Origin of the sequence: Streptomyces sp. F63, assembly GCF_018070345.1 — a bacterium.
Lineage (GTDB): Bacteria > Actinomycetota > Actinomycetes > Streptomycetales > Streptomycetaceae > Streptomyces.
The window spans coordinates 1-25,503 of sequence record NZ_JAGPXX010000041.1; the positions used below are offsets into that span (position 1 = coordinate 1).

General features: G+C 74.7%; 24 protein-coding genes and 1 pseudogene. 20 read left to right on the forward strand and 5 right to left on the reverse strand.

The window, feature by feature from the left end; genetic code table 11:
* On the forward strand, nucleotides 1-729 hold a 729-nt coding region (locus tag KBZ10_RS26665; RefSeq protein WP_210990297.1), incomplete at its 5' end, for an IPT/TIG domain-containing protein.
* 78 nt (nucleotides 730-807) lie between these two features.
* Here KBZ10_RS26665 and coaA read toward each other — a convergent pair.
* Nucleotides 808-1,803: a type I pantothenate kinase gene (gene coaA / locus KBZ10_RS26670; RefSeq protein ID WP_210990298.1), complete on the reverse strand. Its 996-nt coding sequence runs from the start codon at nucleotides 1,801-1,803 to the stop codon at nucleotides 808-810.
* A 226-nt stretch (nucleotides 1,804-2,029) separates the two neighbouring features.
* Here coaA and KBZ10_RS26675 point away from each other — a divergent pair, with 226 nt between their 5' ends.
* From KBZ10_RS26675 to KBZ10_RS26720, 10 genes are all read left to right on the forward strand, one after another.
* Complete coding sequence (locus KBZ10_RS26675) at nucleotides 2,030-2,317, forward strand: hypothetical protein (protein WP_210990337.1); 288 nt, start codon at nucleotides 2,030-2,032, stop codon at nucleotides 2,315-2,317.
* A 125-nt stretch (nucleotides 2,318-2,442) separates the two neighbouring features.
* Complete coding sequence (gene glmS / locus KBZ10_RS26680; protein ID WP_210990299.1) at nucleotides 2,443-4,290, forward strand: glutamine--fructose-6-phosphate transaminase (isomerizing); 1,848 nt, start codon at nucleotides 2,443-2,445, stop codon at nucleotides 4,288-4,290.
* Nucleotides 4,287-4,655, forward strand: coding sequence for a holo-ACP synthase (locus KBZ10_RS26685; protein ID WP_210990300.1), 369 nt, complete (start codon nucleotides 4,287-4,289; stop codon nucleotides 4,653-4,655). Before glmS ends, KBZ10_RS26685 begins: the two co-directional genes overlap by 4 nt.
* Before the next feature lie 275 nt (nucleotides 4,656-4,930).
* Nucleotides 4,931-5,215 carry a DUF1540 domain-containing protein gene (locus tag KBZ10_RS26690; protein WP_210990301.1) on the forward strand — a complete coding sequence of 95 codons (285 nt, stop codon included), beginning with the start codon at nucleotides 4,931-4,933 and terminating at the stop codon, nucleotides 5,213-5,215.
* An 89-nt stretch (nucleotides 5,216-5,304) separates the two neighbouring features.
* Nucleotides 5,305-6,861 carry an NAD(P)H-hydrate dehydratase gene (locus KBZ10_RS26695; protein WP_210990302.1) on the forward strand — a complete coding sequence of 519 codons (1,557 nt, stop codon included), beginning with the start codon at nucleotides 5,305-5,307 and terminating at the stop codon, nucleotides 6,859-6,861.
* Nucleotides 6,862-7,060: 199 nt separating this feature from the next.
* A complete protein-coding gene (locus KBZ10_RS26700; protein WP_210990303.1) occupies nucleotides 7,061-7,909 on the forward strand; it encodes a L,D-transpeptidase in 849 nt (282 codons plus the stop codon).
* A gap of 255 nt (nucleotides 7,910-8,164) precedes the next feature.
* Entirely contained in the window at nucleotides 8,165-9,307 is a 1,143-nt protein-coding gene (gene alr / locus KBZ10_RS26705; RefSeq protein ID WP_210990304.1) for an alanine racemase, read from the forward strand.
* A gap of 484 nt (nucleotides 9,308-9,791) precedes the next feature.
* Complete coding sequence (locus KBZ10_RS26710; RefSeq protein ID WP_210990305.1) at nucleotides 9,792-11,060, forward strand: alpha/beta fold hydrolase; 1,269 nt, start codon at nucleotides 9,792-9,794, stop codon at nucleotides 11,058-11,060.
* 245 nt (nucleotides 11,061-11,305) lie between these two features.
* Nucleotides 11,306-11,905 (forward strand): tRNA (adenosine(37)-N6)-threonylcarbamoyltransferase complex ATPase subunit type 1 TsaE, encoded by a 600-nt coding sequence (gene tsaE / locus KBZ10_RS26715; protein WP_210990306.1) that lies wholly within the window; start codon nucleotides 11,306-11,308, stop codon nucleotides 11,903-11,905.
* Between the two features lie 586 nt (nucleotides 11,906-12,491).
* Nucleotides 12,492-12,707 (forward strand): hypothetical protein, encoded by a 216-nt coding sequence (locus KBZ10_RS26720; protein ID WP_210990307.1) that lies wholly within the window; start codon nucleotides 12,492-12,494, stop codon nucleotides 12,705-12,707.
* A 355-nt stretch (nucleotides 12,708-13,062) separates the two neighbouring features.
* Here the strand turns inward: KBZ10_RS26720 and KBZ10_RS26725 are convergent, their stop codons facing one another.
* Nucleotides 13,063-13,647, reverse strand: coding sequence for a L,D-transpeptidase (locus KBZ10_RS26725; RefSeq protein WP_307847617.1), 585 nt, complete (start codon nucleotides 13,645-13,647; stop codon nucleotides 13,063-13,065).
* 856 nt (nucleotides 13,648-14,503) lie between these two features.
* Between KBZ10_RS26725 and tsaB the strand changes: the two genes are divergently transcribed.
* The 4 genes and pseudogenes from tsaB (at nucleotide 14,504) to KBZ10_RS26745 (ending at nucleotide 17,475) form a co-directional block, all read left to right on the forward strand.
* Complete coding sequence (tsaB, locus tag KBZ10_RS26730) at nucleotides 14,504-15,190, forward strand: tRNA (adenosine(37)-N6)-threonylcarbamoyltransferase complex dimerization subunit type 1 TsaB (protein WP_210990308.1); 687 nt, start codon at nucleotides 14,504-14,506, stop codon at nucleotides 15,188-15,190.
* Nucleotides 15,191-15,339: 149 nt separating this feature from the next.
* Nucleotides 15,340-15,882: pseudogene (rimI, locus tag KBZ10_RS26735) on the forward strand (ribosomal protein S18-alanine N-acetyltransferase); the annotation flags it as partial.
* Between the two features lie 160 nt (nucleotides 15,883-16,042).
* Nucleotides 16,043-17,215, forward strand: coding sequence for a tRNA (adenosine(37)-N6)-threonylcarbamoyltransferase complex transferase subunit TsaD (tsaD, locus tag KBZ10_RS26740; protein WP_210990309.1), 1,173 nt, complete (start codon nucleotides 16,043-16,045; stop codon nucleotides 17,213-17,215).
* Complete coding sequence (locus KBZ10_RS26745) at nucleotides 17,212-17,475, forward strand: hypothetical protein (RefSeq protein WP_210990310.1); 264 nt, start codon at nucleotides 17,212-17,214, stop codon at nucleotides 17,473-17,475. The genes tsaD and KBZ10_RS26745 overlap by 4 nt, the downstream gene beginning before the upstream one ends.
* Nucleotides 17,476-17,634: 159 nt before the next feature.
* Here the strand turns inward: KBZ10_RS26745 and KBZ10_RS26750 are convergent, their stop codons facing one another.
* Complete coding sequence (locus KBZ10_RS26750) at nucleotides 17,635-18,417, reverse strand: FadR/GntR family transcriptional regulator (RefSeq protein ID WP_210990311.1); 783 nt, start codon at nucleotides 18,415-18,417, stop codon at nucleotides 17,635-17,637.
* Between the two features lie 201 nt (nucleotides 18,418-18,618).
* Between KBZ10_RS26750 and KBZ10_RS26755 the strand changes: the two genes are divergently transcribed.
* Genes KBZ10_RS26755 through KBZ10_RS26770 form a run of 4 tightly spaced genes read left to right on the forward strand, consistent with a single transcriptional unit; the run spans nucleotide 18,619 to nucleotide 23,473 of the window.
* Nucleotides 18,619-20,280 carry an L-lactate permease gene (locus KBZ10_RS26755; RefSeq protein ID WP_210990312.1) on the forward strand — a complete coding sequence of 554 codons (1,662 nt, stop codon included), beginning with the start codon at nucleotides 18,619-18,621 and terminating at the stop codon, nucleotides 20,278-20,280.
* 21 nt (nucleotides 20,281-20,301) lie between these two features.
* The gene (locus KBZ10_RS26760) at nucleotides 20,302-21,093 is read left to right on the forward strand and encodes a (Fe-S)-binding protein (protein ID WP_210990313.1); all 792 of its coding nucleotides are present in this window, start codon (nucleotides 20,302-20,304) and stop codon (nucleotides 21,091-21,093) included.
* A 20-nt stretch (nucleotides 21,094-21,113) separates the two neighbouring features.
* On the forward strand, nucleotides 21,114-22,652 hold the full coding sequence (locus tag KBZ10_RS26765; protein ID WP_210990334.1) for a lactate utilization protein B: 1,539 nt from the start codon (nucleotides 21,114-21,116) through the stop codon (nucleotides 22,650-22,652).
* Nucleotides 22,649-23,473 (forward strand): LUD domain-containing protein, encoded by an 825-nt coding sequence (locus tag KBZ10_RS26770; protein ID WP_210990314.1) that lies wholly within the window; start codon nucleotides 22,649-22,651, stop codon nucleotides 23,471-23,473. The genes KBZ10_RS26765 and KBZ10_RS26770 overlap by 4 nt, the downstream gene beginning before the upstream one ends.
* Nucleotides 23,474-23,723: 250 nt before the next feature.
* On the opposite strand, the gene KBZ10_RS26775 is transcribed toward KBZ10_RS26770, so the two are convergent.
* Nucleotides 23,724-23,969: a DUF397 domain-containing protein gene (locus tag KBZ10_RS26775; RefSeq protein WP_210990315.1), complete on the reverse strand. Its 246-nt coding sequence runs from the start codon at nucleotides 23,967-23,969 to the stop codon at nucleotides 23,724-23,726.
* Nucleotides 23,966-24,853, reverse strand: coding sequence for a helix-turn-helix transcriptional regulator (locus KBZ10_RS26780; protein WP_210990316.1), 888 nt, complete (start codon nucleotides 24,851-24,853; stop codon nucleotides 23,966-23,968). Before KBZ10_RS26780 ends, KBZ10_RS26775 begins: the two co-directional genes overlap by 4 nt.
* A 161-nt stretch (nucleotides 24,854-25,014) precedes the next feature.
* On the opposite strand from KBZ10_RS26780, the gene KBZ10_RS26785 reads away from it, so the two are divergent.
* The gene (locus tag KBZ10_RS26785) at nucleotides 25,015-25,461 is read left to right on the forward strand and encodes an ATP-binding protein (RefSeq protein ID WP_210990317.1); all 447 of its coding nucleotides are present in this window, start codon (nucleotides 25,015-25,017) and stop codon (nucleotides 25,459-25,461) included.
* The last annotated feature ends 42 nt before the right edge of the window (nucleotides 25,462-25,503 follow it).

Consider the following 25,503-nt stretch of genomic DNA (forward strand, 5'->3'; position numbering starts at 1 on the left):
GGTCTCGGCGGTGCGACGGCGGTGCGGTTCGGTACGGCGCCGGCGGCTTCGTTCACCGTGGTGTCGGCGACGCGGATCGACGCCGTGGCTCCTGCCGGGAGCCCCGGTCCGGTGGCCGTCACGGTCACCACGCCCGGCGGCACGTCCGTTCCCCAGGCGCCTCAGTCGTATTTCTACTACCTCGCCCAGCCCGTGATCTTCACCTATGTCACGGCGTCCCTTCCGTCCGTGACGAGTGTGGTCCCCGACCGGGGGCCGGCGGCGGGCGGTACTCCGGTCACCTTGACCGGCAGTGGTTTCGGCGGTGCGACGGCGGTGCGGTTCGGTACGGCGCCGGCGGCCTCGTTCACCGTGGTGTCGGCGACGCGGATCGACGCCGTGGCTCCTGCCGGGAGCCCCGGTCCGGTGGCCGTCACGGTCATCACGCCCGGCGGCACCAGCAACTCTCTGACGTACACCTGGGTCTCCGTCCCCGTCCTCAGCGACGCGGTCCCCGATGCCGGACCCACCTCGGGAGGCACCACTGTCACGCTGGCCGGCAGTGGGCTCACGCTGACCGGGGCCGTCGCCTTCGGCGGCGACTCCGCCTCCTTCACGGTGATCTCCGACACCCTGGCCACCGCGGTCTCCCCGCCCGGAGCGGCCGGTACCGTCGCGGTGACCGTGACCACTCCGGGGGGCACCAGCAACGGTCTGCCCTACACCTATGTCCCGCCACCGGACATCTGACGAGCCGCCCGTACACCGTGGGTGAACGGTCCGGCAGGTGGCCCGGACGGGCCGGCTCCGGCGGGTCCCGCCGGCTGGTCACAGCTTGCGCAGGCTCAGCCGCCGCACCTTGTGGTCGGAGCCCTTGCGGAGCACGAGGTCGGCGCGGCCCCGGGTCGGGATGATGTTCTGCTCCAGATTGGGCCGGTTGATCGTGCTCCACATCCGGCGGGCGTAGTCCAGGGCCTCCTCCTCGGAGACCCGGGTGTACGTGCGGAAGTACGAGAACGGGTTCTGGAAGGCGGTCTCGCGCAGCTTGCGGAACCTGCCGAGGTACCACTGCTCGATGTCCTCGGTCCGCGCGTCCACGTAGACGCTGAAGTCGAAGTAGTCGGCGAGGCCCACCCGGGTGCGCCCGTCGTGGCCCGGCAGCGCGGGCTGCAGGACGTTGAGCCCTTCGACGATGAGGATGTCGGGGCGGCGGACGGTCAGCCGCTCGCCCGGCACGATGTCGTAGACGAGGTGGGAGTAGACGGGGGCGGTGACCACGTCCCGCCCGGCCTTCACCTCGGCGACGAACCGGGTCAGGGCCCGCCGGTCGTACGACTCGGGGAAGCCCTTGCGGGACATCAGGCCGCGCCGGTGCAGCTCGGCGTTGGGCAGCAGAAAGCCGTCGGTGGTGACGAGTTCGACCCGCGGATGCTCCGGCCAGCGGGCCAGCAGGGCCCGGAGCAGCCGGGCCACGGTGGACTTGCCGACGGCGACGCTGCCCGCGACGCCGATGACGAACGGGGTGCCGGGCTGGACGCCGTGCCCGCTCGCCGTGTCGCCGAGGAAGGTGTTCAGCGCGCCGCGCAGATTGCCGGCCGCGGCCACGTAGAGGTTGAGCAGCCGGGAGAGCGGCAGATAGACCTCGCGCACCTCGTCGAGGTCGATGACGTCGCCGAGACCGCGCAGCCGTTCGACCTCCTCGGCGGTCAGCGGCAGGGGGGTCCGCTCGCGCAGCGCACTCCACTCCGCCCGGGTCAGGTCCATGTAGGGGGTGACGTCGGAACGGCGTCGCTGCTGCGGCTGGGTGAGGGACACGAGCCCCATTGTGCGGGTGCGCCCGGTGCGGGGCCGGGCGCGGGGGTGGGGGAGCGCTCCCGGCCGCGCCCCCGCACGGTGTGCAGGCGTTCTCCCCGGGGCCTACACAGAACGTTCGCCACGGCATAACGTTCGGGCAACGGAACACCGGCGGGAGTGCTCTTCCGGGCAGCGGGGCACCCGTGTGCCCCGCGGGGCCGCCCGGCCGGCCGCACCCGCGACCAGGGGGGAACCCATGTCCGTATCCGTACACGGCCCGGTCCGGATCTTCGGTCACACCTTCGGCGGACGGCGGGAGGGCGGAGTCCCGCGGCCCCGGCGCCCGGACGCCCGCGCGGAGCGGCGGGCGGCGGCGGCGCGGATCGCCGGCGAGCTGGCCGACGAGCTGCCCGACGAGGACCTGATGGAGGACCTCGACGACTCCATAGACCTCTACCGCGCGGGCACCAAGCCCAGTTGCGAGGAGTCCGAGTACCTGTGGCTGCTGCGCGACGCCCGGGACCGGATGGAGCGGGGCGGCTGACCGCGCGCCGCCGCCCCGGCTGCCCGCCGCCCCGGCTGCCCGTCGGCGCGCCACCGGTGCCCGTCGCCGGTGCCGCCGGGCCCCCGAGGCGGCCGGCCGCCCGTGCGGGGCCGTAGGCTGCGGGCATGTGCGGAATCGTTGGGTATGTGGGAGGGCAGTCCGCCCTCGACGTTGTCATCGCCGGTCTGAAGCGCCTGGAGTACCGGGGCTATGACTCGGCCGGGGTCGCCGTGCTCGCCGACGGGGGGCTGGCCGCCGCGAAGAAGGCCGGCAAGCTGGCCAACCTGGAGAAGGAGCTGGCGGGCCGCCCGCTGCCGTCCGGCTCCACCGGCATCGGCCACACCCGCTGGGCCACCCACGGCGCCCCCACCGACGCCAACGCCCACCCGCACCTGGACAACGCGGGCCGGGTCTCCGTCGTCCACAACGGGATCATCGAGAACTTCGCCGCGCTGCGGGCCGAGCTGTCCGACCGCGGCCACGACCTCCTCTCCGAGACGGACACCGAGGTCGTCTCCCATCTGCTGGCCGAGGAGTTCTCCTCCTGCGGCGACCTCGCCGAGGCGATGCGCCAGGTGTGCGGCCGGCTGGAGGGCGCCTTCACGCTGGTCGCCGTGCACGCCGACGAGCCGGACGTGGTGGTCGGCGCGCGCCGCAACTCGCCGCTGGTGGTGGGGGTCGGCGACGGCGAGTCCTTCCTCGCCTCCGACGTCGCCGCGTTCATCGCGCACACCCGTGAGGCGATCGAGCTGGGCCAGGACCAGGTGGTCGAACTCCGCCGGGACGGTGTGACGGTCACGAACTTCGACGGCAGCCCGGCCGACATCCGCGAGTACCACGTCGACTGGGACGCCTCGGCCGCCGAGAAGGGCGGCTACGACTACTTCATGCTCAAGGAGATCGCCGAGCAGCCGAAGGCCGTCGCCGACACCCTCCTCGGCCGGATCGACGGCTCGGGCACCCTGCTGCTCGACGAGGTGCGCATCCCGCCGTCCGAGCTGCGCGAGGTCAACAAGATCGTCATCGTGGCCTGCGGCACCGCCTACCACGCCGGGATGATCGCCAAGTACGCCATCGAGCACTGGACGCGCGTCCCCTGCGAGACCGAGCTCGCCAGCGAGTTCCGCTACCGCGACCCGATCCTCGACCACCGCACCCTCGTCATCGCCATCAGCCAGTCCGGCGAGACCATGGACACCCTGATGGCGCTGCGGCACGCCCGCGAGCAGGGCGCCCGCGTCCTCGCCATCTGCAACACCAACGGCTCCACGATCCCCCGCGAGTCCGACGCCGTGCTCTACACCCACGCCGGGCCGGAGGTCGCGGTCGCCTCCACCAAGGCGTTCCTCACCCAGCTCGTCGCCTGCTACCTCGTCGCGCTCTACCTCGGTCAGGTGCGCGGCACCAAATGGGGCGACGAGATCCACTCCGTCATCCAGGAGCTGTCGGCGATCTCCGTCCAGGTCGAGCAGGTGCTCGGCACGATGGAGCCGGTACGCGAGCTGGCCCGGAGCCTCGCGGACAAGAACACCGTGCTGTTCCTCGGCCGGCATGTCGGCTTTCCCGTCGCCCTGGAGGGCGCGCTCAAGCTCAAGGAGCTGGCCTACATGCACGCCGAGGGCTTCGCCGCCGGCGAGCTCAAGCACGGCCCGATCGCGCTGATCGAGGAGGACCTGCCGGTGGTCGTGGTCGTGCCCTCGCCGCGCGGGCGGTCCGTGCTGCACGACAAGATCGTCTCCAATATCCAGGAGATCCGGGCCCGGGGCGCGCGCACCATCGTCATCGCCGAGGACGGCGACGAGACGGTCGTGCCGTACGCCGACCACCTGATCCGCATCCCGGCCACCCCGACGCTGCTCCAGCCGCTGGTGGCGACGGTCCCGCTGCAGGTCTTCGCCTGTGAACTGGCCACCGCGCGCGGCAACGAGGTGGACCAGCCGCGGAACCTCGCGAAGTCGGTGACGGTCGAGTGATCCTCGGCGTCGGTATCGACGTCGCCGAGATCGACCGCTTCGCCGAGGCGCTGGAGCGGACGCCCGCGCTGGCCGACCGGCTCTTCGTCGGCCACGAGCTGACGCTGCCGAGCGGCGAGCGGCGCGGTGTCGCCTCGCTCGCCGCCCGCTTCGCCGCCAAGGAGGCCCTGGCCAAGGCGCTGGGCGCGCCGCGCGGGCTCTCCTGGACGGATGCCGAGGTCGTCACCGAGTCGAACGGACGGCCGACGCTGCGGGTGAAGGGCACGGTGGCGGCCTGCGCGGCCCGGCTCGGGGTGACCGGCTGGCATGTCTCGCTCAGCCATGACGCGGGGGTCGCCTCGGCGGTGGTCATCGCGGAGGGCTGAGCCGCCGCCCGGGGGCGCGGGCCCCGGGGGCGCGAGCTCCGGGGGCGCGAGCCCCGGCGGCGCGGGCCGGACGGCCTCTGCCGCGGCGGCACCCGCCCGCGGCCCCGCCGCGGCGGCGGGGGGAACGGCAGGGCTGCGCCCCCCGTTCGGCGGGCTTCCGCTGGTCGGCGCGGGGTCCTCTTGCGAGGCTCGGTCCGGTGGGCCCGCGTGACCGGTTCGTCCGGGCCCGCCGTCCGGACCCACCCGACCCCACCCGACTCCCCGGAGGGACCCCGATGGACATGCCGATCGTCAACGACTGCGCGGCCACCAGCTGTGCGTACAACCGGGAGAGCGCCTGCCACGCGCTGGCCATCACCGTGGGCGACCCCGGCCACGCGCACTGCGACACGTTCGTCGACTCGGGCGCGCGGGGCGGCGACATGGCGGCCACCGGCCGGGTCGGCGCCTGCAAGATGTCCGACTGCCGGCACAACGACCAGCTGGAGTGCCGGGCGCCCGGCATCACCGTCGGCTTCCAGCAGCACGCGGCCGACTGCCTGACCTACGCGCCCGCGTAGGCCGGACGGTCCCGGGACGGACGGCTGTGGTGCGCGGCCGGCCGCATCGCACGGCCCCGAACCGGCCGGCGGACCTGGACACTGGGGGCATGAGAACTGCGTACAGCGTGGAGACCGTACGGGCAGCCGAGCACGCGCTGATGGCGCGTCTTCCGGACGGGGCGCTCATGCAGCGCGCGGCCGCCGGGCTCGCGGCCGCGAGCGCCGGACTGCTGGGCACCGGACGGGTGTACGGAGCGCGGATCGCGCTGCTGGTGGGGAGCGGCGACAACGGCGGGGACGCCCTCTACGCCGGGGCCCGGCTGGCCCGGCGCGGAGCCGGGGTCACCGCCGTTCTGCTCTCCCCGGACCGCACCCATGGCGGCGGCCTCGCCGCCCTGCGCGCCGCGGGCGGCCGGGCGCTGCCGGCAACCGGGGAACCCGGGCCCGGGGAACCCGGCTCCGGAACGTCCGCGGTGAGCGGAGCCGCGCGGGCCGCCGTGCGCCGGGCCGATCTCGTCCTCGACGGGATCGTCGGCATCGGCGGGCACGGCGGTCTCCGCCCCGCCGCGGCCGAACTGGTGCTCGCCGCCCGGGAGTCCGGGGCGGTGATCGTGGCGGTGGACCTCCCCAGCGGGATGGAGGCCGACACCGGCGAGATCACGGGAACGGCCGTGCGGGCCGACGCGACGGTCACCTTCGGCACCCACAAGCCGGGCCTGCTGATCGACCCCGGGGCGGAGCACGCGGGGGCCCTGCGCCTCGTCGGCATCGGCCTGGAGCCGTACCTGCCGGACACACCCGAACTGGAGGCCCTGCAGCACGCGGACGTGGCCGCGCTGCTGCCCGTACCGACGGGCGAGAGCGACAAGTACCGGCGCGGCGTCGTCGGCGTGGTGGCGGGCTCGGCACGCTACCCGGGCGCCGCGGTGCTCGCCGTGGCGGGCGCCCTGCGCGGCGGGGCGGGGGCCGTGCGGTACGTCGGCCCGGCCGCGGACGCGGTGATCGCCCGCTTCCCCGAGACGCTCGTGCACGCGGGACCGCCCGCGAAGGCGGGCCGGGTCCAGGCGTGGGCCGTCGGCCCGGGCCTGGGGGACGGCCAGGAGGCGCGCCGGGCGGTGAAGGACGTCCTCGCCTCGGACGTGCCGGTGCTGGTGGACGCGGACGGGCTGCGCCTGCTCGACCGCAGGCTGTTGCGGCGCAGGACCGCGCCGACCCTGCTGACCCCGCACGCGGGCGAGGCGGCCGCGCTGCTGGGCACGGCCCGCGAGGAGGTGGAGGCGGCGCGGCTGCCCTCGGTGCGGAGGCTGGCGGCCGAGTTCGGCGCCACCGTGCTGCTCAAGGGTTCGACGACGCTGGTGGCCGCGGCCGAGGGGCCGGCCCGGGTCAACCCGACGGGCACCGGATGGCTGGCCACGGCGGGCACCGGCGACGTGCTGTCCGGCCTGACGGGCTCGCTGCTGGCGGCGGGTCTGGAGCCCCGTGACGCGGCGTCGGCGGGCGCGTATCTGCACGGTCTGGCGGGACGCCTGGCGGCGGGGCGGACGGGGGCCCCCGTGGGGGCGTCCGATGTGGCGGCGGCCCTGATGGCGGCGTGGCGTGACGTCGCCTCGGCCCCGGCTTCCGGCTCGGCCCCGGCTTCCGCCTCGGCCCCGGCTTCCGGCTGACGCGGCCGGGAGCGACTGCCTGCCCGGTGCCCGGTCCGGGTGAAAGCCCTGGGACAACCGGGTGGGAGACCGGGGGGCGGCGGTGTGAGGCCGGGGCGCCGGCGGGATGGTCCCTCCGTTCCGATCATCTGATGTATCGGCCGCGCGCCGGTGATCCGCCGGGCCGTGGCGGCCGCCTGGAGAGGTACGGGGAGCCGGTATGGGGCCTGCGGCGAGAAGATACGCGCGCTGGGCGGCCGCGGCCGCGGTGCTGCTGCCGGTGGCGGGCGGCGTCGTCGCGGTGGCGGTGCAGGGGCGGCCGTCACCCGACGACGACGGCGGCCCCCGGCACGGACAGCAGCACGCGCGCGCCGACGACAGCGTGCCCCGGAGCCCCGGGAGCCCCTCGTCCGCACCGGCGGTCCCGGACCGCTCCGCCGGTCCGTCCGGGACCGTCCCGCCCGGTCCCGGCTCGGGCCCCTGCACCGCTCCCGCCGGCCCGTACCAGCGCCTGGTGGAGCAGTTCCTGGACCTGCGCGTGGACGGCCGGCAGTCGGAGGCGGACTGCCGGGCCATCCGCGCCTGGCAGCGCCGCGAGAAGCTGACACCGGCCATCCCCGGCTACGCGGACGTGAAGACCCGGAGCCACATCCGCGTCGTCGAGGCACGCCGCGACCCGAATGCCGCGGGCCGGTGTCCCGAGACCCGGGACCGTATCGCCTGCGTCGATCTGCCGCGCCAGCTGATGTGGGTGCAGCGGGGACCGAAGGTCCTGCTGGGGCCGGTGCCGATCCGCAGCGGCAAGGACGGCCGGCCGACCCGTACCGGCTGGAACCGGATCTCCTGGCGGAACGAGAAGCATGTGTCGACGATCTACAAGACGCCGATGCCGTACGCCCAGTTCTTCAACGGCGGGCAGGCGTTCCACGGGGTGCGCGACGACATCTACGACCCGGACGGCGGCTCGCACGGCTGTGTGAACCTCACCCGGTCCGACGCGGAACGGCTCTGGAAGACACTGCGGGTCGGGGACCGGGTCTTCATCTGGGGCCGCCGCGCCGGGACCTGAGCCCGGCGGCCCCCGGAGCCCGCGGCCCGGGCCCGCACCAGCCGCTCCCTCGGCGGGTACGTCCCGCCCGGCCGGACAGGCCCGGCGGCATCCGCTCGGTCAGCGCCATCTGAGCCGTTTCCCCGGCAAGCCGGTTCGTGCCTCGCAGGCTCGCGGACGGATGCGAAGAGGCTGCCGGTCCGCTGCGCGGCCCGGGGCCGGACGATGCGGTTCCTCCCGGGCACGAACGCCCGGGGTTCGAATAGGCTGAACCCGATGAACGAAGAGATGCGGGCCCGCGCCGAGATCGATCTCGGCGCCCTCCGGGCCAACGTCCGGGCGTTGCGGGCCCGCGCACCCCACTCCGAACTGATGGCCGTCGTCAAGTCCGACGCGTACGGCCACGGCGCGCTGCCCTGTGCCCGCGCCGCACGGCAGGCCGGCGCGAGCTGGCTGGCCACCGCCACGCCGCAGGAGGCGCTGGCGCTGCGCGCGGCGGGCGACACAGGCCGTCTGCTGTGCTGGCTGTGGACCCCCGGCGGGCCCTGGCGCCAGGCGATCGAGGCGGATGTCGACGTCTCGGCAAGCGACCTGTGGGCGCTCCACGAGGCCGCGGACGCCGCCCGTGCCTGCGGCCGCACCGCCCGGGTTCATCTCAAGGCGGACACCGGCCTGGGGCGGGGCGGCTGCCAGCCGCACGACTGGGACGCGCTCACCGCCGCCGCGCGGGCCGCCGAAGCCGAGGGCGTGCTGAAGGTGACCGGCGTCTGGTCGCACTTCGCCTGCGCCGACGAGCCGGGACACCCGTCGATCGCCGCGCAGCTGGAGTCCTTCCGGGCGGCGCTGGCCGCCGCGGAGCGCGCCGGGCTGCGGCCGGAGGTGCGCCATATGGCCAACTCCCCGGCGACGCTGACGCTCCCCGAGGCGCACTTCGACCTGGTGCGGCCGGGAATCTCCGTCTACGGGATCTCGCCGAGCCCGGAGGTCGGCCAGCCGGGGGACTTCGGGCTCCGCCCGGCCATGACGCTCTCCGCGCGGCTGGCGAACGTCAAGCGGGTCCCGGGCGGGCACGGCGTGAGCTACGGGCACCACTACGTGACCGCCGGTGAGACGACCCTGGCCCTGGTGCCCGTCGGCTACGCGGACGGCGTTCCGCGGCACGCGTCGGGCACCGGCCCGGTCCTGGTCGGCGGCAAGTGGCGGACCGTCGCGGGGCGGGTCGCGATGGACCAGTTCGTGGTCGACCTGGGCGGCGACACCGCCGAGGCGGGCGACGAGGCCGTGCTGTTCGGCCCGGGCGACGCGGGGGAGCCGACGGCCCAGGACTGGGCGCAGGCGGCCGGGACGATCGCGTACGAGATCGTCACCAGGATCGGCGCGAGGGTCCCCCGGGTGTATGTGAACGCCGACGGCGGATAGCCCTCCGGACGCCGTTGCCGGCCCGGAAGGGGGCGCCGGCCGGACCGGGAACCGGGAAGGGGCCCGGCGGTGTTGTTCCGTACGGGACCCGGGAGCGCCGGGGCCCGCGGAACCGGGACCCCGGGAACCCAGGAGACCTGGGGACTCGCGGGACAGGCGGAGGCGCCCCCGCCGGTGGCCGGGCCCGTGACGTCGCTGCCGGCACCGGTGCACCGGCCGCGTCGTCCCGTACGGCGGGCCGCGGCCGCGGAACCGTCCGGGGCCGGGACCCGGGGCCGGGCGGAGGCGGGGGCCGGGGCCGGGCGGAGGCGGGGGCCGGGGGGGAGGCAGGGGCCGGAGCGGCGCCGGACATCGGACCGGCCCGTATCGGGGGCATACGGCCGCTGTGACGGCCGAACCGGTGAAGAGGTGGACGGCGGAGGACGGTTGGCGAGGAGCCGGCCGGCCGCCGGGCGAGGGACGGACGACGAGGAGCGGCACGACGATGGCTGAGATCCCTGCCGGTGAGCCGGCGGCCGGCGCGGTACTGGACGCCGCGGCGTCCGCCGTGGCCGCGAGCGGTCCCGCCGGGCACGCCGGGCACGCCGGGCACGGCGGTCACCGGCGCCGCGTCGGCCTGGCGGGCACGGCGCTCGGCGTCGTCGCCGCCACCGCCGCGGCCGGTGTCGCGATCGAACGGCTGACCGTGCACCGCGGAATGCGCCGCAAGGCCCGGCTCGCCCTCGACACCGCCGGCCCGTACGGCACGCTGCGCGGCACCCCCGGCGAGGCCGTGGCCGACGACGGCACGGTGCTCCACTACGAGGTCCACGAGGCGGAGGCCGAGCCGGCGGCCCACCGCCGCCGCAGGCTCTTCGGACGCCGCGGGCCCGGCCCGCTCACCGTGGTGTTCTGCCACGGCTACTGCCTGAACCAGGACTCCTTCCACTTCCAGCGCGCGGCGCTGAACGGTGTCGTCCGCATGGTCCACTGGGACCAGCGCAGCCACGGCCGCTCGCAGCGCGGCATGGCGCAGGCGGACGGCGTCCCGGTCACCATCGACCAGCTCGGGCGCGACCTGCGGACCGTGCTCGATGCCGCCGTACCGCAGGGTCCCGTGGTGCTCGTCGGCCACTCGATGGGCGGTATGACGCTGATGGCGCTGGCCGCCCACTACCCGGAGTACGTGCGGGAGCGTGTCGCCGGCGTCGCGTTCATCGGTACGTCGGCGGGCGGGCTCGGCGAGGTCAACTACGGCCTGCCGGTGGCCGGGGTGAACGCGGTGCGGCGGGTGCTGCCCGGGGTGCTGCGGGCGCTCGGCTCGCGGGTGGACTTGGTGGAGCGGAGCCGCCGGGCGGCCGCCGACCTGTTCACGGGGATCGTCAAGCGGTACTCCTTCGGTTCACGGAACGTGGATCCGGCAGTGGCCCGGTTCGCCGAACGGATGATCGAGTCGACCCCGATCGATGTGGTCGCGGAGTTCTATCCGGCGTTCCAGGAGCACGACAAGACCGATGCGCTGGCGGTGTTCGCGGGCCTGCCCGCGCTGGTGCTGAGCGGCGACCGGGATCTGGTCACGCCCGCCTCCCACGGCCAGGCGATCGCCGACGCCCTGCCGGACGCCGAACTGGTGCTCGTCCCGGACGCGGGCCATCTGGTGATGCTGGAGCATCCGGACACCGTCAACGACCGGCTGGCCGAACTGATCACCCGCGCCGGCGCGGTGCACGGGACGCCGCGGAGGCGGCGGCCCCACCGCCCGGTCCGCGGCTAGGGCCGTGACGGCCGAAGCGGTGTGCACGAGCTGACCCGGGCCCGCCGCCGGGAACCGGCCGGCCAGGTGTCCGTCCGGTGCCGCCCGGCGGCGCCCCGGCGGCGCGGCTCGTACCATCGGCCGCAGTGCCCTCCCGGCCCGAAGGGGCGGACCCCGCCCGGCTCCCCGCCGCCTCGGGCACCGGAGGGGCAGGACGCCCCCTTTCCGTGTGCAAGCGGGACGGAACGGACCACGCGAGGAGAGAGATGGAAGCCCCGTACGACACGAGCCGCGCCCCGGGCACGGGTACCGGCGCGGACACCGTCACCCCCGCGGATCCGGCCGCCGCCGCGGTACGGCTCACCGTCCGCACCCCCGATGCGATGCGCGAGCTCGGCCGCCGCCTCGCCCGGCTGCTGCGCCCCGGCGATCTCGTCCTGCTCACCGGGCAGTTGGGCGCCGGCAAGACGACGCTGACCCGTGGCCTGGGCGAGGGCCTGAACGTACGCGGCGCGGTCACCTCCCCGACGTTCGTCATCGCCCGGGTGCACCCGCCGCTCGACGGCGGCCCGGCCCTCGTCCACGTGGACGCGTACCGGCTGAGCGGTGGCCTGGACGAGATGGAGGACCTCGACCTGGACGTCTCGCTGCCCGAGTCCGTGGTCGTCGTGGAGTGGGGCGAGGGCCGGATGGAGGAGCTGTCGGAGGACCGGCTGCACGTGGTCATCGCGCGCGCGGAGGGGGCCGGCGGGCCGGGCCCGGCCGAGGCCGTGACCGGGGACGACGTACGGGAGGTGTCCGTGACGGGCGTCGGTCCCCGCTGGGCGGCCGCGGACCTCTCGGCCCTCACCGGCCTGCCCGGCTGAGCGGCCTGCCCGGCTGAGCGGGCGGTACGGGCGGTACGGGCGGCACGGGCGGCACGGCGCGGGGCGAACGGTGCGGGCGGCCCGGGGGCGCCAGGGCCGCCGTGCACACCTGAGAACGGGACCGGGACCGGGGCCGGGGCGCGGGACAAGGGCCGGGACCAGGGCCAGGGCCGGGACCGGGGCCAGGGCCGGGACCGGGACCGGGACCGGGGCGCGGTGACCGGGGCCGGGGGCGGGGCCGCATGTCCGGCTCGGTCCCCGCGGCACGGGCCCCGGTGCGGTGTCCGGTCCGCCGCCATCGCCGGTCGTGTCCGTCCGTTCCCGCCGCCGGGCCGGAGGGGCCCGGTGGGTGCGGGGTGCGAGTCCCGGTGGGACTGGGGGCCCAGGGGCCGTGGTCCAGGGGCACGGGCAGGGGGCGGGAGCAGGGGGGAACGGCTCCGGGCACCCCGGGAAAACGTTCCGACATCGTGTCGGCAAGATGTTGCGCGGGCGGCGCCGGGCATGGTGACATGGGAGGGCAGTGATGGGTTAGGTAAACCTAACTCCCGCCCGTGACCTTCGCACCGGAAGCCCCTCGGGAGGCACCATGCAGCGCCATGAGCCCGCCGCCGACGCGGCGGAACCCGGGATCCGTCCCGGGGAGCAGCAGCCGTCGGTGAGCCGGGTGCTCGCCGCCTGCGCGGCGGCCACGGCTGTCTCGACCCCGCCGCCGGACGTGGAGGAGCGCCGCGCCGGGGGCGCCGGACACGCACAGGACGGCGCGGGGACCACGGGCGCGGCCACCGCGCGTCAAGCCGCCTGACGCCGATTCCGCCTTCGTTCTTCTCTTCGCATTCCCGTAGCCGGCGGGCAGGAAGCCACTGCCCGGGGCGGGGCGTCCCCGCCGGAACGACGGCCGGTGGATTCGCGCGCCGACCGGCTCCCCGCGCGCCCGAACGGTGTGCCGGGCGGACGGACGGGGAGGGCGGACGGACGGGAGCGGAGGCTCCCGCCGGAAGCCGGAAGCCGGAAGCCGGAAGCCGGAAGCCGGAAGCCGGAAGCCGGAAGCCGGAAGCCGGAAGCCGGAAGCCGGAAGCCGGAGCCCGGTCCGGCGGAACACCGGCCGGCCTGCGGATCTGGGCAGAGGCAGACCCGCAGGCCGGCCGGGACCAAACAGATCAGCGGACCACGACGACCTTCGTACCGACGGGCGCGAACTTCCACATCGCCGCGCCGTCCTTCCGCGGGGCCCGTATCCCGCCGGTCCTCGGCCCCGCGTCCGGGTCCGGCCTGGACCCGTCCACCGCGGCGCTGAAGCCGACGACCACGCCCTCGGCGGTCGTGAACACCACCGAGTGCTCGATCGGCACCCCGTCCGAACCGGCGACGCTCTCCGCGCGCGACACCACCGCGTACTCGCCCGGCGCCGGGCTCACGGCGCTGGGCCAGACCTCGTACGTCCGGACGGGCCGCTCGTCCTCGCCCACCAGCCACACGCGCTTGGCGCCGAGCGAGTAGACGACGCGCAGGCCGGTGCCGGAGCCGGCGGGCACGGGCGGCTGCTCGTTCGCCGTCTCGTTGCTCTCCGGACCGGTCTCCCGGCCGGCGCCGGGCTCGGGTGAGGCGGAGGCGGAGGCGCGGTCCGCGGGGCCGGCCGGCCGGTCGGAGGCGCTGGCGGCAGCCTGGTAGGTCAGGAATCCGACCGCGCCGAGGGCCGCCGCGGTCAGCGCGGCCACGGTCTTTCCCGAGCTGCTCACTGCCACCCCTGCGACCACCTTTTCGTACCGTCGTACGTGCGTGTGCCCGACGTTAGCACCGCAGGAACCCCGCCCCGCGCCCGCGCCCGTCCCTGGCGCCCGTCCCGGAACTCACCCCCGTACCTGCCCCGGAGCCCACCCTCCGGCCCGCCTCCGGAACCCGTCCTCCCCCGACCCTTCCCAGGCGTCTGCCCCGGGGGCTGCCCGGGGCCGCGTCCAGCGCCCGCGGCCTGGGCCCGTCCAGGGTCTCCAGCGCCCGCGGCCTGGGCCCGCGGCCTGGGCCCGCGGCCTGGGCCCGCGGCCTGGGCCCGCGGCCTGGGCCCGCGGCCTGGGCCCGCGGCCTGGGCCCGCGGCCTGGGCCCGCGGCCTGGGCCCGCGTCCCGCGCCCGCGTCCCGCGCCCGCGTCGTGCGTCCCACGCTTGGGCCTGCGGCCTGCGGCCTGCGCCCTGCGCCCCGCGTCCCGCGCCCTGCGCCCCGCGTCCCGCGCCTGGGCCTGCGCCCCGCTGGGCCTGCGTTCCCGCCCCTGCGGCCTGCGGCCTGCGGCCTGGGCCCGCGCCCCGCGTCCCGCGCCTGGGCTTGCGTCCCGCGCCTGGGCTTGTGTCTCGGGCCCGCGTCCCGCGCCGCGCCCCCGGGCCCGTTCAGCGCCTGCCGGAGAGTGGGCCCGCGTTCGGCCCGGGCCCGCGTCCGCTTCGGGGCCGTCCGGTTGGGGCCGGGGTCGCGTGGCCGGGGCCGGGAGGCCGCCCGTCGCGCGCCCGGGTGCGTCCGTTCCCCCGCTCCCACGGAGAGCGGCGGCCCGCGTCGCCGGACGGGGCGGCGAACCGGTCCGGGCCGGGGCCCGCGCGGAGCGCCGTAGGCTGTACCCGTGCTGCTGCTCGCTCTTGACACCGCGACCCCCGCCGTCACCGTCGCCCTCCACGACGGTGAGCGCGTTCTCGCCGAGGCGTCCCGCGTGGACGCCCGGCGGCACGGGGAGCTGCTCCTCCCCGCCGTCGACCGGGTGCTCGCCGAGGCCGGGGTGAAGCTGCCCTCGGTGACCGGCATCGTCGTCGGGGCCGGCCCGGGCCCGTACACCGGGTTGCGCGTCGGCCTGGTCACGGCCGCCGTCTTCGGTGCCGCGACCGGCGCCCCGGTGTACGGACTGTGCACCCTCGACGGCATCGCCTACGCCGCCGGGCGGGCCGGGATCGGGGGCCCGTTCACCGTGGCGACCGACGCGCGCCGCAAGGAGGTCTACTGGGCCCGCTACGCCGACTCCCGCACCCGCCTCACCGCGCCCGCCGTGGACCGCCCCGCCGAGATCGCGGAGCAGGTCGCGGACGGGCCGGCCGTCGGCGCGGGCGCGCTGCTCTACCCGGACGTCTTCCGCGACGTGCCGGACGGCATGCCGGAGCACCAGTCGGCCGCCGCGCTGGCCGCTCTCGCCGCCGAGCGGCTCGCCGCCGGGGACGCGGAGTTCCTGGCGAGCGCCGGGGAGCCGGTCCGGCCGCTGTACCTGCGCCGCCCGGACGCGCAGGTGCCGGCCCACTACAAGGTGGTCACACCGCGGTGACCGACGCGGCGACCCCCGGAGCCTCGGGAGCCACGGGAGCCACGGGAGCCTCGGGAGCCACGGGAGCCTCGGGAGCCACGGGAGCCACCGGAGCCGGAGCCGGCGGCGGGGCGGCGGCCGGCGCGCCGCCCGCCGTCGTCCTGCGCGAGATGCGCTGGTGGGACATTCCGGCCGTGCTCGGTCTGGAGCGCGAGATGTTCCCGGAGGACGCCTGGACGGAGGGCATGTTCTGGTCGGAACTCGCGCACGCCCGCGGCAGGGACGCCTCCCGCCGCTACGTCGTCGCCGAGGAGACCGGTAGCGGCGGGAAGAACGCGCGGCCCGGCGCGGCCACCACCGGCCGGATCGTCGGCTACGGCGGTCTCGCGGCCTCCGGCGGCACCGGAGACGTGCAGACCATCGCCGTCACCCGCAGCCACTGGGGCACCGGCCTCGGCGCCCGCCTGCTGGCGGAACTGCTGTCGGCCGCCTCGGCGTTCGAGTGCGACGAGGTGCTGCTGGAAGTCCGCGTGGACAACACCCGCGCCCAGCGCCTCTACACACGCTTCGGCTTCCAGCCGATCGGCGTCCGCCGCGGCTACTACCAGCCGGGTCACGTGGACGCCCTCGTGATGCGCCGCACGGAGCCGGGCCCGGCCGCCGACGCCGCCCACGACCTGCCCCCCACGGACACCGGGGACTCCGCCGCCGCGGACCCGGCATCCCCCGGGGACCCGGCCACCGGTGGCGTACCGGCGGCCGGGCCCGGTGCCGCACCCGCGGCAGGCCGAGCCACCTCCCCGGACACCCCCCATCCCCCGGACACCCCCCATCCCCCGGCAGCGGACCCAGACGAACAGGGAACGACCATCCATGGCTGACGAGCCCCTTGTCCTCGGCATCGAGACCTCCTGCGACGAGACCGGCGTCGGCATCGTCCGTGGCCACACCCTCCTCGCCGACGCGGTCGCCTCCAGCGTCGACGAGCACGCCCGATTCGGCGGGGTCGTGCCGGAGGTGGCCAGCCGCGCCCATCTGGAGGCGATGGTCCCGACGATCGAACGCGCGCTGAAAGAGGCCGGGGTGGCGCCCGGCGACCTCGACGGCATCGCCGTCACGGCCGGTCCCGGCCTGGCGGGCGCCCTGCTGGTCGGCGTCTCGGCGGCCAAGGCGTACGCGTACGCCCTCGGCAAGCCGCTGTACGGCGTCAACCACCTCGCCTCGCACATCGCGGTGGACCAGCTGGAGCACGGGGCGCTGCCCGAGCCGACGATGGCCCTGCTCGTCTCCGGCGGCCACTCCTCCCTGCTGCTCGCCCCGGACATCACCAGTGACGTCCGGCCGCTGGGCTCGACCATCGACGACGCGGCGGGCGAGGCGTTCGACAAGGTCGCCCGGGTGCTGAACCTCGGCTTCCCCGGCGGCCCCGTCATCGATCGCGTGGCGCGCGACGGCGACCCGGACGCCATCGCCTTCCCGCGCGGTCTGACCGGTCCCCGTGACGCCGTCTACGACTTCTCCTTCTCCGGACTGAAGACGGCCGTCGCCCGCTGGATCGAGGCCAAGCGGAACGCGGGCGAGGAGGTGCCCGTGGCGGATGTGTCGGCGTCCTTCCAGGAGGCGGTGGCCGACGTCCTCACCCGTAAGGCCGTCCGTGCCTGCCGGGACAACGGTGTGGACCATCTCATGATCGGCGGCGGTGTCGCGGCCAACTCCCGGCTGCGCGCCCTGGCCGCGCGCCGCTGTGAGGACGCGGGCATCACCTTGCGCGTCCCGCGGCCGAAGCTCTGCACCGACAACGGCGCGATGGTCGCCGCGCTGGGGGCGGAGATGGTCGCCCGGGGCCGGGCGGCCTCGGCCTGGGACCTCTCCGCGGACTCCTCTCTCCCGGTCACGGAACCGCACGTCCCGGGCGAGGCCCTCGCGGAGGCGGAGCCCGGCCACGGCGGCGCCCCGTCCCACTCCCACGCGGCCTCCCACTCCCACTCCCACACCCACTCCCACGATCACGTGCACGAGCTGAGCAAGGGGAATCTGTACTCATGACCGCGGCCCTGATGTGGGAGGCCCGTGCCGCCGAGGGGCGCGCCGCGGAGCTGCTGGCCTGGGTGCGGGAGCAGCGGCTCGACGGCGAGCGGGCGCCGCTGCGCCGCGAGACCTTCGCCGCGTCCGGCGACCGGGTACTGGTGATCACCTGGTGGGACGCCCCGCTGGACGCCGGCGTCCCCGAACTCCCCGATCCGCCGACGGAGTTGGCCGCCCGGCCGGTGCACCGCTGGCGCTTCGCCTCGCTCGGCGTGAGCTGACGCGGACGCCGGCCGCGCGCCTCGCGGAGGCGTCCGGTACCGGGCCGGGCCGTACGCGCCGCAGGCCCCTGCGCCCGCAGGCTCCTGCGCCCGTACGCGCCGTACGACGCTCCCGTACGCGCCGTACGCGCCGTACGCCCGGCCCGTCCGTGCCGCGCCTCAGCGCCGCCCGGATCCGCTCGGCACGCCGCCGCCGCTGAGGTCGGTGTCGTCCAGCTTGCCCCGCATGATGTCCCCGTGGAAGCCGCGGATGTGGGCCTCCACCAGATCACCGGCGCGCTCCTGGTCCCCGGCGGCGATCGCGTCGTAGATGGCGCGGTGCTCGCCGCGCAGCCGCCGCGCCACCGCCTCCCAGTCCTCGATCTTGTTGAAGGCCCTGAGCAGCACGTGCCGGAAGGCGTTGCGCACGGCGACGGTCATGTCCGTCATCAGCCGGTTGCCGCCGGCCTCGGCGATGGCGACGTGGAAGGCCGTGTCGTGGTCGTTGAAGCGTTCCCGGGGCAGCCCGGGCTCGTCCATCGCGTCCAGTTCGGCCCGCATCCGCGCGAGGTGCTCGACGGTGGCGCGCCGGGCGGCGAGGCGGGCGCTGGCCCGTTCCAGCGTGGCGCGCGATTCGACGACGTCGTCGAGCGGGAAGTTCGCCAGGGCCATGTGCAGCCGGAGGAGCTGGGTGAGCCCTTCGCTGGGCATGGCCGCGATCACGCTGCCGGAGGACGGTCCGGTGCCGACCCGGGCGCGCAGCACACCGTGGGCCTCCAGGACGCGCAGGGCCTCCCGGACGGCCGCACGGCTGACGCCCAGCAGGTCGACGAGTTCGCGCTCCGGGGGCAGCCGGTCCCCGACCCGCAGATTGCCCGCGAGGATCTGCTCCTCGATGCGGGCCAGCACCAGCTCGAAGGTGCGGGAACGCGGCACCGGCTCCCAGGCCGCGGCGTCAGCCATAGAACGCTTCTTCCCTTTCGAAGGGCTGTCGTGGGACGGGGCGGGTCCCGTCGCCCCACCGGCGAGCATACGTGAGGTCAAGGAAGCAAAAGGTCTGACCATAAAAATCGGGTTGGTCGAACCTATGGACACCCCGCGATTGGCTGAATAGCGTGTGCGCGCCCCATCCGTATGGTCTGACCAAACCCTCAAGAGGACCGTATGTACCAGCCTGACCTCTCACCCATCGCGGACAGTCTCGGCCTGTCCGCCCTCGTCGCCGCCCTTCCCCTGCTCACCCTCTTCGTCCTGCTCGGCGGCCTGAAGATGAAGGCGCACTGGGCGGGCCTGGCCTCGCTCGGCGTGGCCCTCCTCGTCGCCGTCGCCGGCTACGGCATGTCCCCCGGACTCGCCGTCCTCTCGGCGACCCAGGGCGCGGCCTTCGGCCTCTTCCCCATCATGTGGATCGTGCTGACCGCGATCTGGGTCTACCAGCTCACCGTGGTCAGCGGCCGCTTCGAGGACCTCCGCCGCGCCTTCGGCCTGATCAGCGACGACCCCCGGATACAGGCGGTCATCATCGCCTTCTGCTTCGGCGGTCTGCTGGAGGCGCTCGCCGGCTTCGGCGCGCCCGTCGCGATCACCGGTGTGATGCTGATGGCCCTGGGCTTCTCCCCGGTCCGCGCGGCGATCACCGTCCTGGTGGCCAACACCGCGCCCGTCGCCTTCGGCGCGATCGCCATCCCGATCATCACCGCCGGCAACCTCACCAAGATCCCCTACACCGAGATCGGTGCCTACGTCGGCCGCCAGACGCCGCTGCTCGCCCTCTTCGTGCCGCTGCTGCTGGTGGCGCTCGTCGACGGCAAGCGGGGCATCCGGCAGACCTGGCCCGCCGCCCTCGTCACCGGTGCCGCCTTCGGCCTCGCCCAGTTCGTCAGCGCCAACTACATCTCCGTCGAGCTCACCGACATCGTCGCCTCGCTCGTCGGCCTCGCCGCGCTGGTGCTCTTCCTCCGCGTGTGGAAGCCGCAGGGCGGCCAGGACGCCAAGGCGGCGCTGAAGACCGCCGCCGAGAAGGAGCTCGGCAAGGAGGCCGCCGAGGCGCAGGAGGCCGCGAACGCCACCTCGGACCGCCGCGAGGGCTCCTACCTCATGGCCTTCCTGCCGTACCTGATCATCATCGCGATCTTCTCGCTGGCGAAGCTGTGGACACCGTTCAAGGAGTTCCTGGCCTCGACGGATGTGAAGATCCCCTGGCCCGGTCTGGACGGGAACGTCCTCAACGCCGCGGGCGACGTGGTGACCAGCACCGTCTACACCCTGCCGTGGCTGTCCTCCCCGGGCACCCTGCTGCTGATCTCCGGTGTGCTCGTCGCGCTCGTCTACAAGGTCAACCCGGCCACCTCGGTGCGCGAGTTCGGCTCCACCGTCGTCAGTCTGCGCTGGGCGCTGCTCACCGTCGCCACCGTGCTCGCCCTCGCCTACGTCCTCAACCTGTCCGGCCAGACCATCACCATGGGCACCTGGATCGCCGGCACCGGCGCGGCCTTCGCCTTCCTCTCCCCGATCCTGGGCTGGCTGGGCGTCGCCGTCACTGGCTCCGACACCTCCGCCAACGCCCTCTTCGCCACCCTCCAGCAGGCGGCCGCCGCCAAGGCCGGCCTCGACCCGACCCTGCTGGTCGCCGCCAACACCTCCGGCGGCGTCGTCGGCAAGATGATCAGTCCGCAGAACCTCACCATCGCCGCCACGGCGGTCGGCCTGGTCGGCAAGGAGTCCCAGCTCTTCCGCGGCGCGATCAAGTGGAGCCTCGGACTGCTGCTGGCCATGTGCGTCCTGGTCTACCTCCAGTCCACCGTGCTGGCCTGGATGCTGCCGTAACGGCGGACGGAGAATCCCTTCATGCGCATCGCCCTGTTCATCACCTGCTTCAACGACACCCTCTTTCCGGCCACCGGCCGGGCGATGGTGACGCTGCTGGAGCGGCTCGGCTGCACGGTGGAGTTCCCACCGGAGCAGACCTGCTGCGGCCAGATGCACTTCAACACCGGCTACCAGCGGGACTGCGTGCCGCTCGTCCGCTCCTTCGCCGAGGTCTTCGCCGGTTACGACGCTGTCGTGACCCCGTCCGGCTCCTGCGCCGGCATGGTGCGTGAGAACCACGGCCGGGTCGCCGAGATCTCCGGCGACTCCGGCCTGGCCGCCTCCGTGAAGGCGGCACCGACGGTGTATGAGCTGTCCGAGTTCCTGGTGGACGTACTGAAGGTCACCGATGTCGGGGCGTACTTCCCCCACCGGGTCACCTACCACCCCACCTGCCACTCCCTGCGCATGCTGCGGGTCGGCGACAAGCCGCTCCGGCTGCTGCGCGCGGTCCGCGGGATCGACCTGGTGGAACTGCCCGAGGCCGACCAGTGCTGTGGCTTCGGCGGAACGTTCGCGCTGAAGAACGCGGACACCTCGGTCGCCATGTGCTCCGACAAGGTCCGCCATGTGCGGAGCACCGGCGCCGAGGTGCTCTGCGCGGGCGACAACTCCTGCCTGATGCACATCGGCGGCGCGCTGTCCCGGCAGCGCACCGGCGTGCGCACCCTGCACCTGGCGGAGATCCTGGCCAGTACGGAGGCGGACCCGGCACCCGGGATGCCGGCCGCCCCGGTCACGTCCGGGAAGACGAAGGGGGCGAAGCGGTGAGCGGCGGGACGTTCGTCGGCATGCCGGCCTTCCCCGAGGGGGCCGCGACGGCACTGGGCGACACCCAGCTGCGCCGCAACCTCGCACACGCCACCGGCACCATCCGCGGCAAGCGGGCGGCGGTCGTCGGCGAACTCGGCGACTGGGAGGAGCTGCGCGAGGCCGGACGGGCCGTCAAGGAGCACACTCTGCGCCATCTCGACCGTTACCTGCTCCAGTTGGAGGAGAAGGTCACGGCGGCGGGCGGGCAGGTCCACTGGGCGCGGGACGGCGACGAGGCCAACCGCATCGTCACCGAACTGGTCAAGGCCACCGGCGAGACCGAAGTCGTCAAGGTCAAGTCGATGGCCACCCAGGAGATCGGACTCAACGAGGCACTGGCCGAAGCCGGCATCGCCGCGTACGAGACGGACCTCGCCGAGCTGATCGTCCAGCTCGGCGACGACCTCCCCTCGCACATCCTCGTCCCCGCCATCCACCGCAACCGCTCGGAGATCCGCGAGACCTTCCTCCGCTCCATGGGCGACTACGGCACCCCGGCCCCGGACGGCCTCACCGACGAGCCCCGCGACCTGGCGGGCGCCGCCCGCCGCCATCTGCGGGAGAAATTCCTGCGCGCCAAGGTCGGCATCTCCGGCGCCAACTTCCTCGTCGCCGAGACCGGCACCGCCGTGGTCGTCGAGTCGGAGGGCAACGGCCGCATGTGCCTCACCCTCCCCGAGACCCTCATCTCCGTCGTCGGCATCGAGAAGCTGGTGCCGACCTGGCAGGACCTGGAGGTCTTCTTCCAGCTCCTGCCCCGCTCCTCCACCGGTGAGCGGATGAACCCCTACACCTCCACCTGGACCGGCACCGCCGACGGCGACGGCCCGGAGACCTTCCACCTGGTGCTCCTCGACGGCGGGCGCACCGACGTCCTCACCGACGAGATCGGCCGCCAGGCCCTCAACTGCATCCGCTGCTCGGCCTGCCTGAACGTCTGCCCGGTCTACGAGCGGGTCGGCGGCCACGCCTACGGCTCGGTCTACCCGGGCCCCATCGGCGCGATCCTCGGTCCGCAGCTCCGCGGCGTCCAGTCGGACGTGGACAAGTCCCTGCCCTACGCCTCCACGCTCTGCGGCGCCTGCTACGACGTCTGCCCGGTGAAGATCAACATCCCGGAGGTGCTGGTCCATCTGCGGGCCAGGGTCGCCGACGGGCCACCGGACGGCGACGCGCCCCGCCGGGCCGCCGGGAGCGGCGGCGGCCCGGGCGGCGACGCGGACGGCGGACGGGGCGCGAGCGCGGGCGGCACGGGAGACAAGGGCGGCCGCCGCGGCGCGTTCTCCGAACGGATGGTGATGAAGGCCGCCCGCTGGGTGCTCTCCGATGCCCGCCGGCTCGCCGCCGCCCAGCGGCTCGGCTCCCTCGGCGGCCGGCTGCTCGCCGGGCGGGGTCACACCCCACCGGGGAGGATCGGGCGGCTGCCCGGACCGCTGTCGGCCTGGAGCGACGCCCGCGACACCCCGGCCCCGCCGCAGGAATCGTTCCGCGCCTGGTGGAAGAGGACCCACGGATGACCCCGCAGAACACCCCCGAACCCGCGCCCGAACCCGCGCCCGAACCTGCCCCCGAACCCGCGCCCGTCCCCGGAACGGCCTCCGGCTCAGCGGCTTCCGGCACACCGGTCTCCGGCACACCGGCGGACCGGCGCAACGACGAGGCCCGCGAGGCGATCCTCGGCCGCATCCGCCGCGCCCTGTCCGACGTACCCGGTGCGTCCGGACAGGGCCCGGTGCCCGCGACCGTCCCGGTGGAGCGCCCCTACTCCCACGCCGGCCCCGAGGCCCCCGGATCGCCCGAGGCGCTGCGGCTGCTCGAAGACCGGCTCGTCGACTACAAGGCGACGGTGCGGACGGTCCCGGACGAGGCGGTCGCGGGCGCCATCGCCGAATCCCTGGCCGCGCGCGCCGCCGCCCGGGTCGTCCTGCCGGACGGCTTCCCGGAACACTGGCGCCCGGAGCCGCCCCCGGGTGCGGTCCCGGGCCTCGTGCCCCGGCTGCTTCCGGACGGCGACCCGCCGCTGACCGTGACCGAACTCGACGCGGTGGACGGCGTGGTGACCACGGCGGTCACGGCGATCGCCGCCACCGGCACCCTCGTCCTCGACGGCGGCCCGGGCCAGGGCCGGCGCGCGCTGACGCTCGTGCCCGACCACCACCTGTGCGTGGTCCGCGCGGACCAGGTCGTGGCGTCCGTCCCCGAGGCGATGGCGCGGCTCGACCCGGCCCGTCCGCTCACCTTCATCTCGGGCCCCTCGGCCACCAGCGACATCGAACTCCAGCGCGTCGAGGGCGTCCACGGCCCCCGCACCCTGGAGGTCCTGCTGGTGACCGGCTGACAGCCCGGGCGCCGACCGCTTATCGCCCACCGCTCACCGCTCACCATCCACCGCCTCTCCCGACCGGGCAGGGCATCGGGGACCCCGCGCGCACAGCGTCCCGATACCCGCGCCCACCGGGACCGGCCCGCCTTCTGCCGCACGGAAGCCGGGCCGGTCCGTCTTTTTCCCGTACGGAGACGGGGGCGCCCCGCACCATGTCGCATCCGGTGTGGGGCGCCGCCGTGTTCGTCCGGTTCAGTGCCGCCGATCAGCCCCGGGCCGCGTAGGAGACGAAGGCGGCCCAGGCGGCGGGGGACAGGGCGAGCTGAGGACCGGCCTTGTCCTTGGAGTCGCGGACATGGACCGTGCCGGGACAGGAGGCGACCTCGACGCAGTGATCGCCGTCCGACCCGCTGTGGCTCGACTTACGCCAGGAGAGGGCGACTTCAATGCATGCGTCACCCTGTGACCCGCTGTAGCTGCTCTTGAACCAAGCCAGTTCAGTGGAACTCATAGCGCTCCTTGGATTCGCTTCAGCAGGCTCACGGAATCCACAGGGGTAAGAGCCTGTGAGCGCATCTTGGCATAGCGCTGGAGCAAGATGCTCACGTGCTTCGGGTCAGAAATCAGTCCGCCGGACTGCTGGCCTTCGGAGTAGCCCAACCACCGGGCGCCCTCTGTCTCAAGGAGGAGGATCGGCCCGTCGAGCCCCGCGTGATCGCGCTGCTGCAGCGGCATGACTTGGAGCTCAACGTTTGTCAGCGAAGCACAGGTGAGCAGGTGATCGATGAGTTCGCCGGTGACTTCGCGCCCACCCGTCCGCCGCTCGATCACTGCTTGGTCGATGATGAAGCTGATGGCGATGAGCGGCACTCGTTTCAGCAGTCGCTGCCGTTCCAGCCGCGCCGCCACACGCTGCTCCACCTGCTCGTCGGACGGGGGTGGTGGCACGCTCAATGTCACCGCCCGCGCATACGCCTCTGTCTGCAACAGGCCGGGCACCACCCGGCATTCGTACGTGCACAGGCTCACCGCATCCTCCTCCAGGGAGGCCCACTGGCGGAACCAGGACGCCAGCCCCGGTCGCCGGGTCAGATGCTTGGCCGCGCCCCGTAGCGCTCCGAACGCGTCCAGGACTTCCTCCGCCCGTTCCACGAAGTCGTCCGGTGGGAAGCGGCGGCCCTGCTCGATCGAGGCGACGGTCTGGACGGAGTACCGCACCTGCGGTGCGAACTGTTCCTGCGTCAGCCGGGCCCGGGCGCGGAACGCCTTGACGACCGCCCCGAACGTCTTGAGGCTCTCGGTGGGTTCGGGTTCGCTGCCCTTGCCGCCGCCCGTACAGCCCACCGCGCCGTTGCCGCCCTCGCCGCCGGTGCCCTCCGATGCGACCGTCGTCATGGCCGTCCCCTCCGCGTACTGCCGCTCCCCGTGGTGCTCCCGAACTCCTTCATGCTCACGCACAGTTGTGTGCAGCGTCTACTGAACGTAGTCGTACGCTGACCGGGAGTACGACCGTCCGGGCTGGAGAAGTGCCTGCTCAGAGCAGGACGGTGGGCGGCATGACCGCACCACTGCACCCCCGCGCGCCCGTCACCGTACGTATGTTCACCCGGCGGTTCGCCTCGACGCCGCTCGGCGCGCAGCTCGCCCGCCGTCACACCGTGTACCAGCTCGACGGCTGGGGCCTCCCACCCGGCTCGGAACTCTCCGACGCCGCCGCGCTCCTCGTCGCGGAACTGGCGGCGAACGCGGCGACCCACGGCCGGGTCCCCGGGCGGCAGTTCGAGGTCCGGGCGAGGCTCTGCCCGGTCACGCTGATGATCGAGGTCGCGGACGCGCGCACCGAACGGTTCCCGCCCGGACCGGGCGCCGTGGCCGCCCCCGGCCCGCTGGCCGAGAGCGGCCGGGGCCTGCTGCTGGTCGAGGCGCTGGCGGACCGCTGGCGCGTCCTGCACCGCCTGGGTGTGGGCAAGACCGTCCGCGTCGAACTGGACCTGCCCGGGTGACCGGGTGCGGCGGTCGGTGTGCCGGTGATCTGCGCCCGCTCG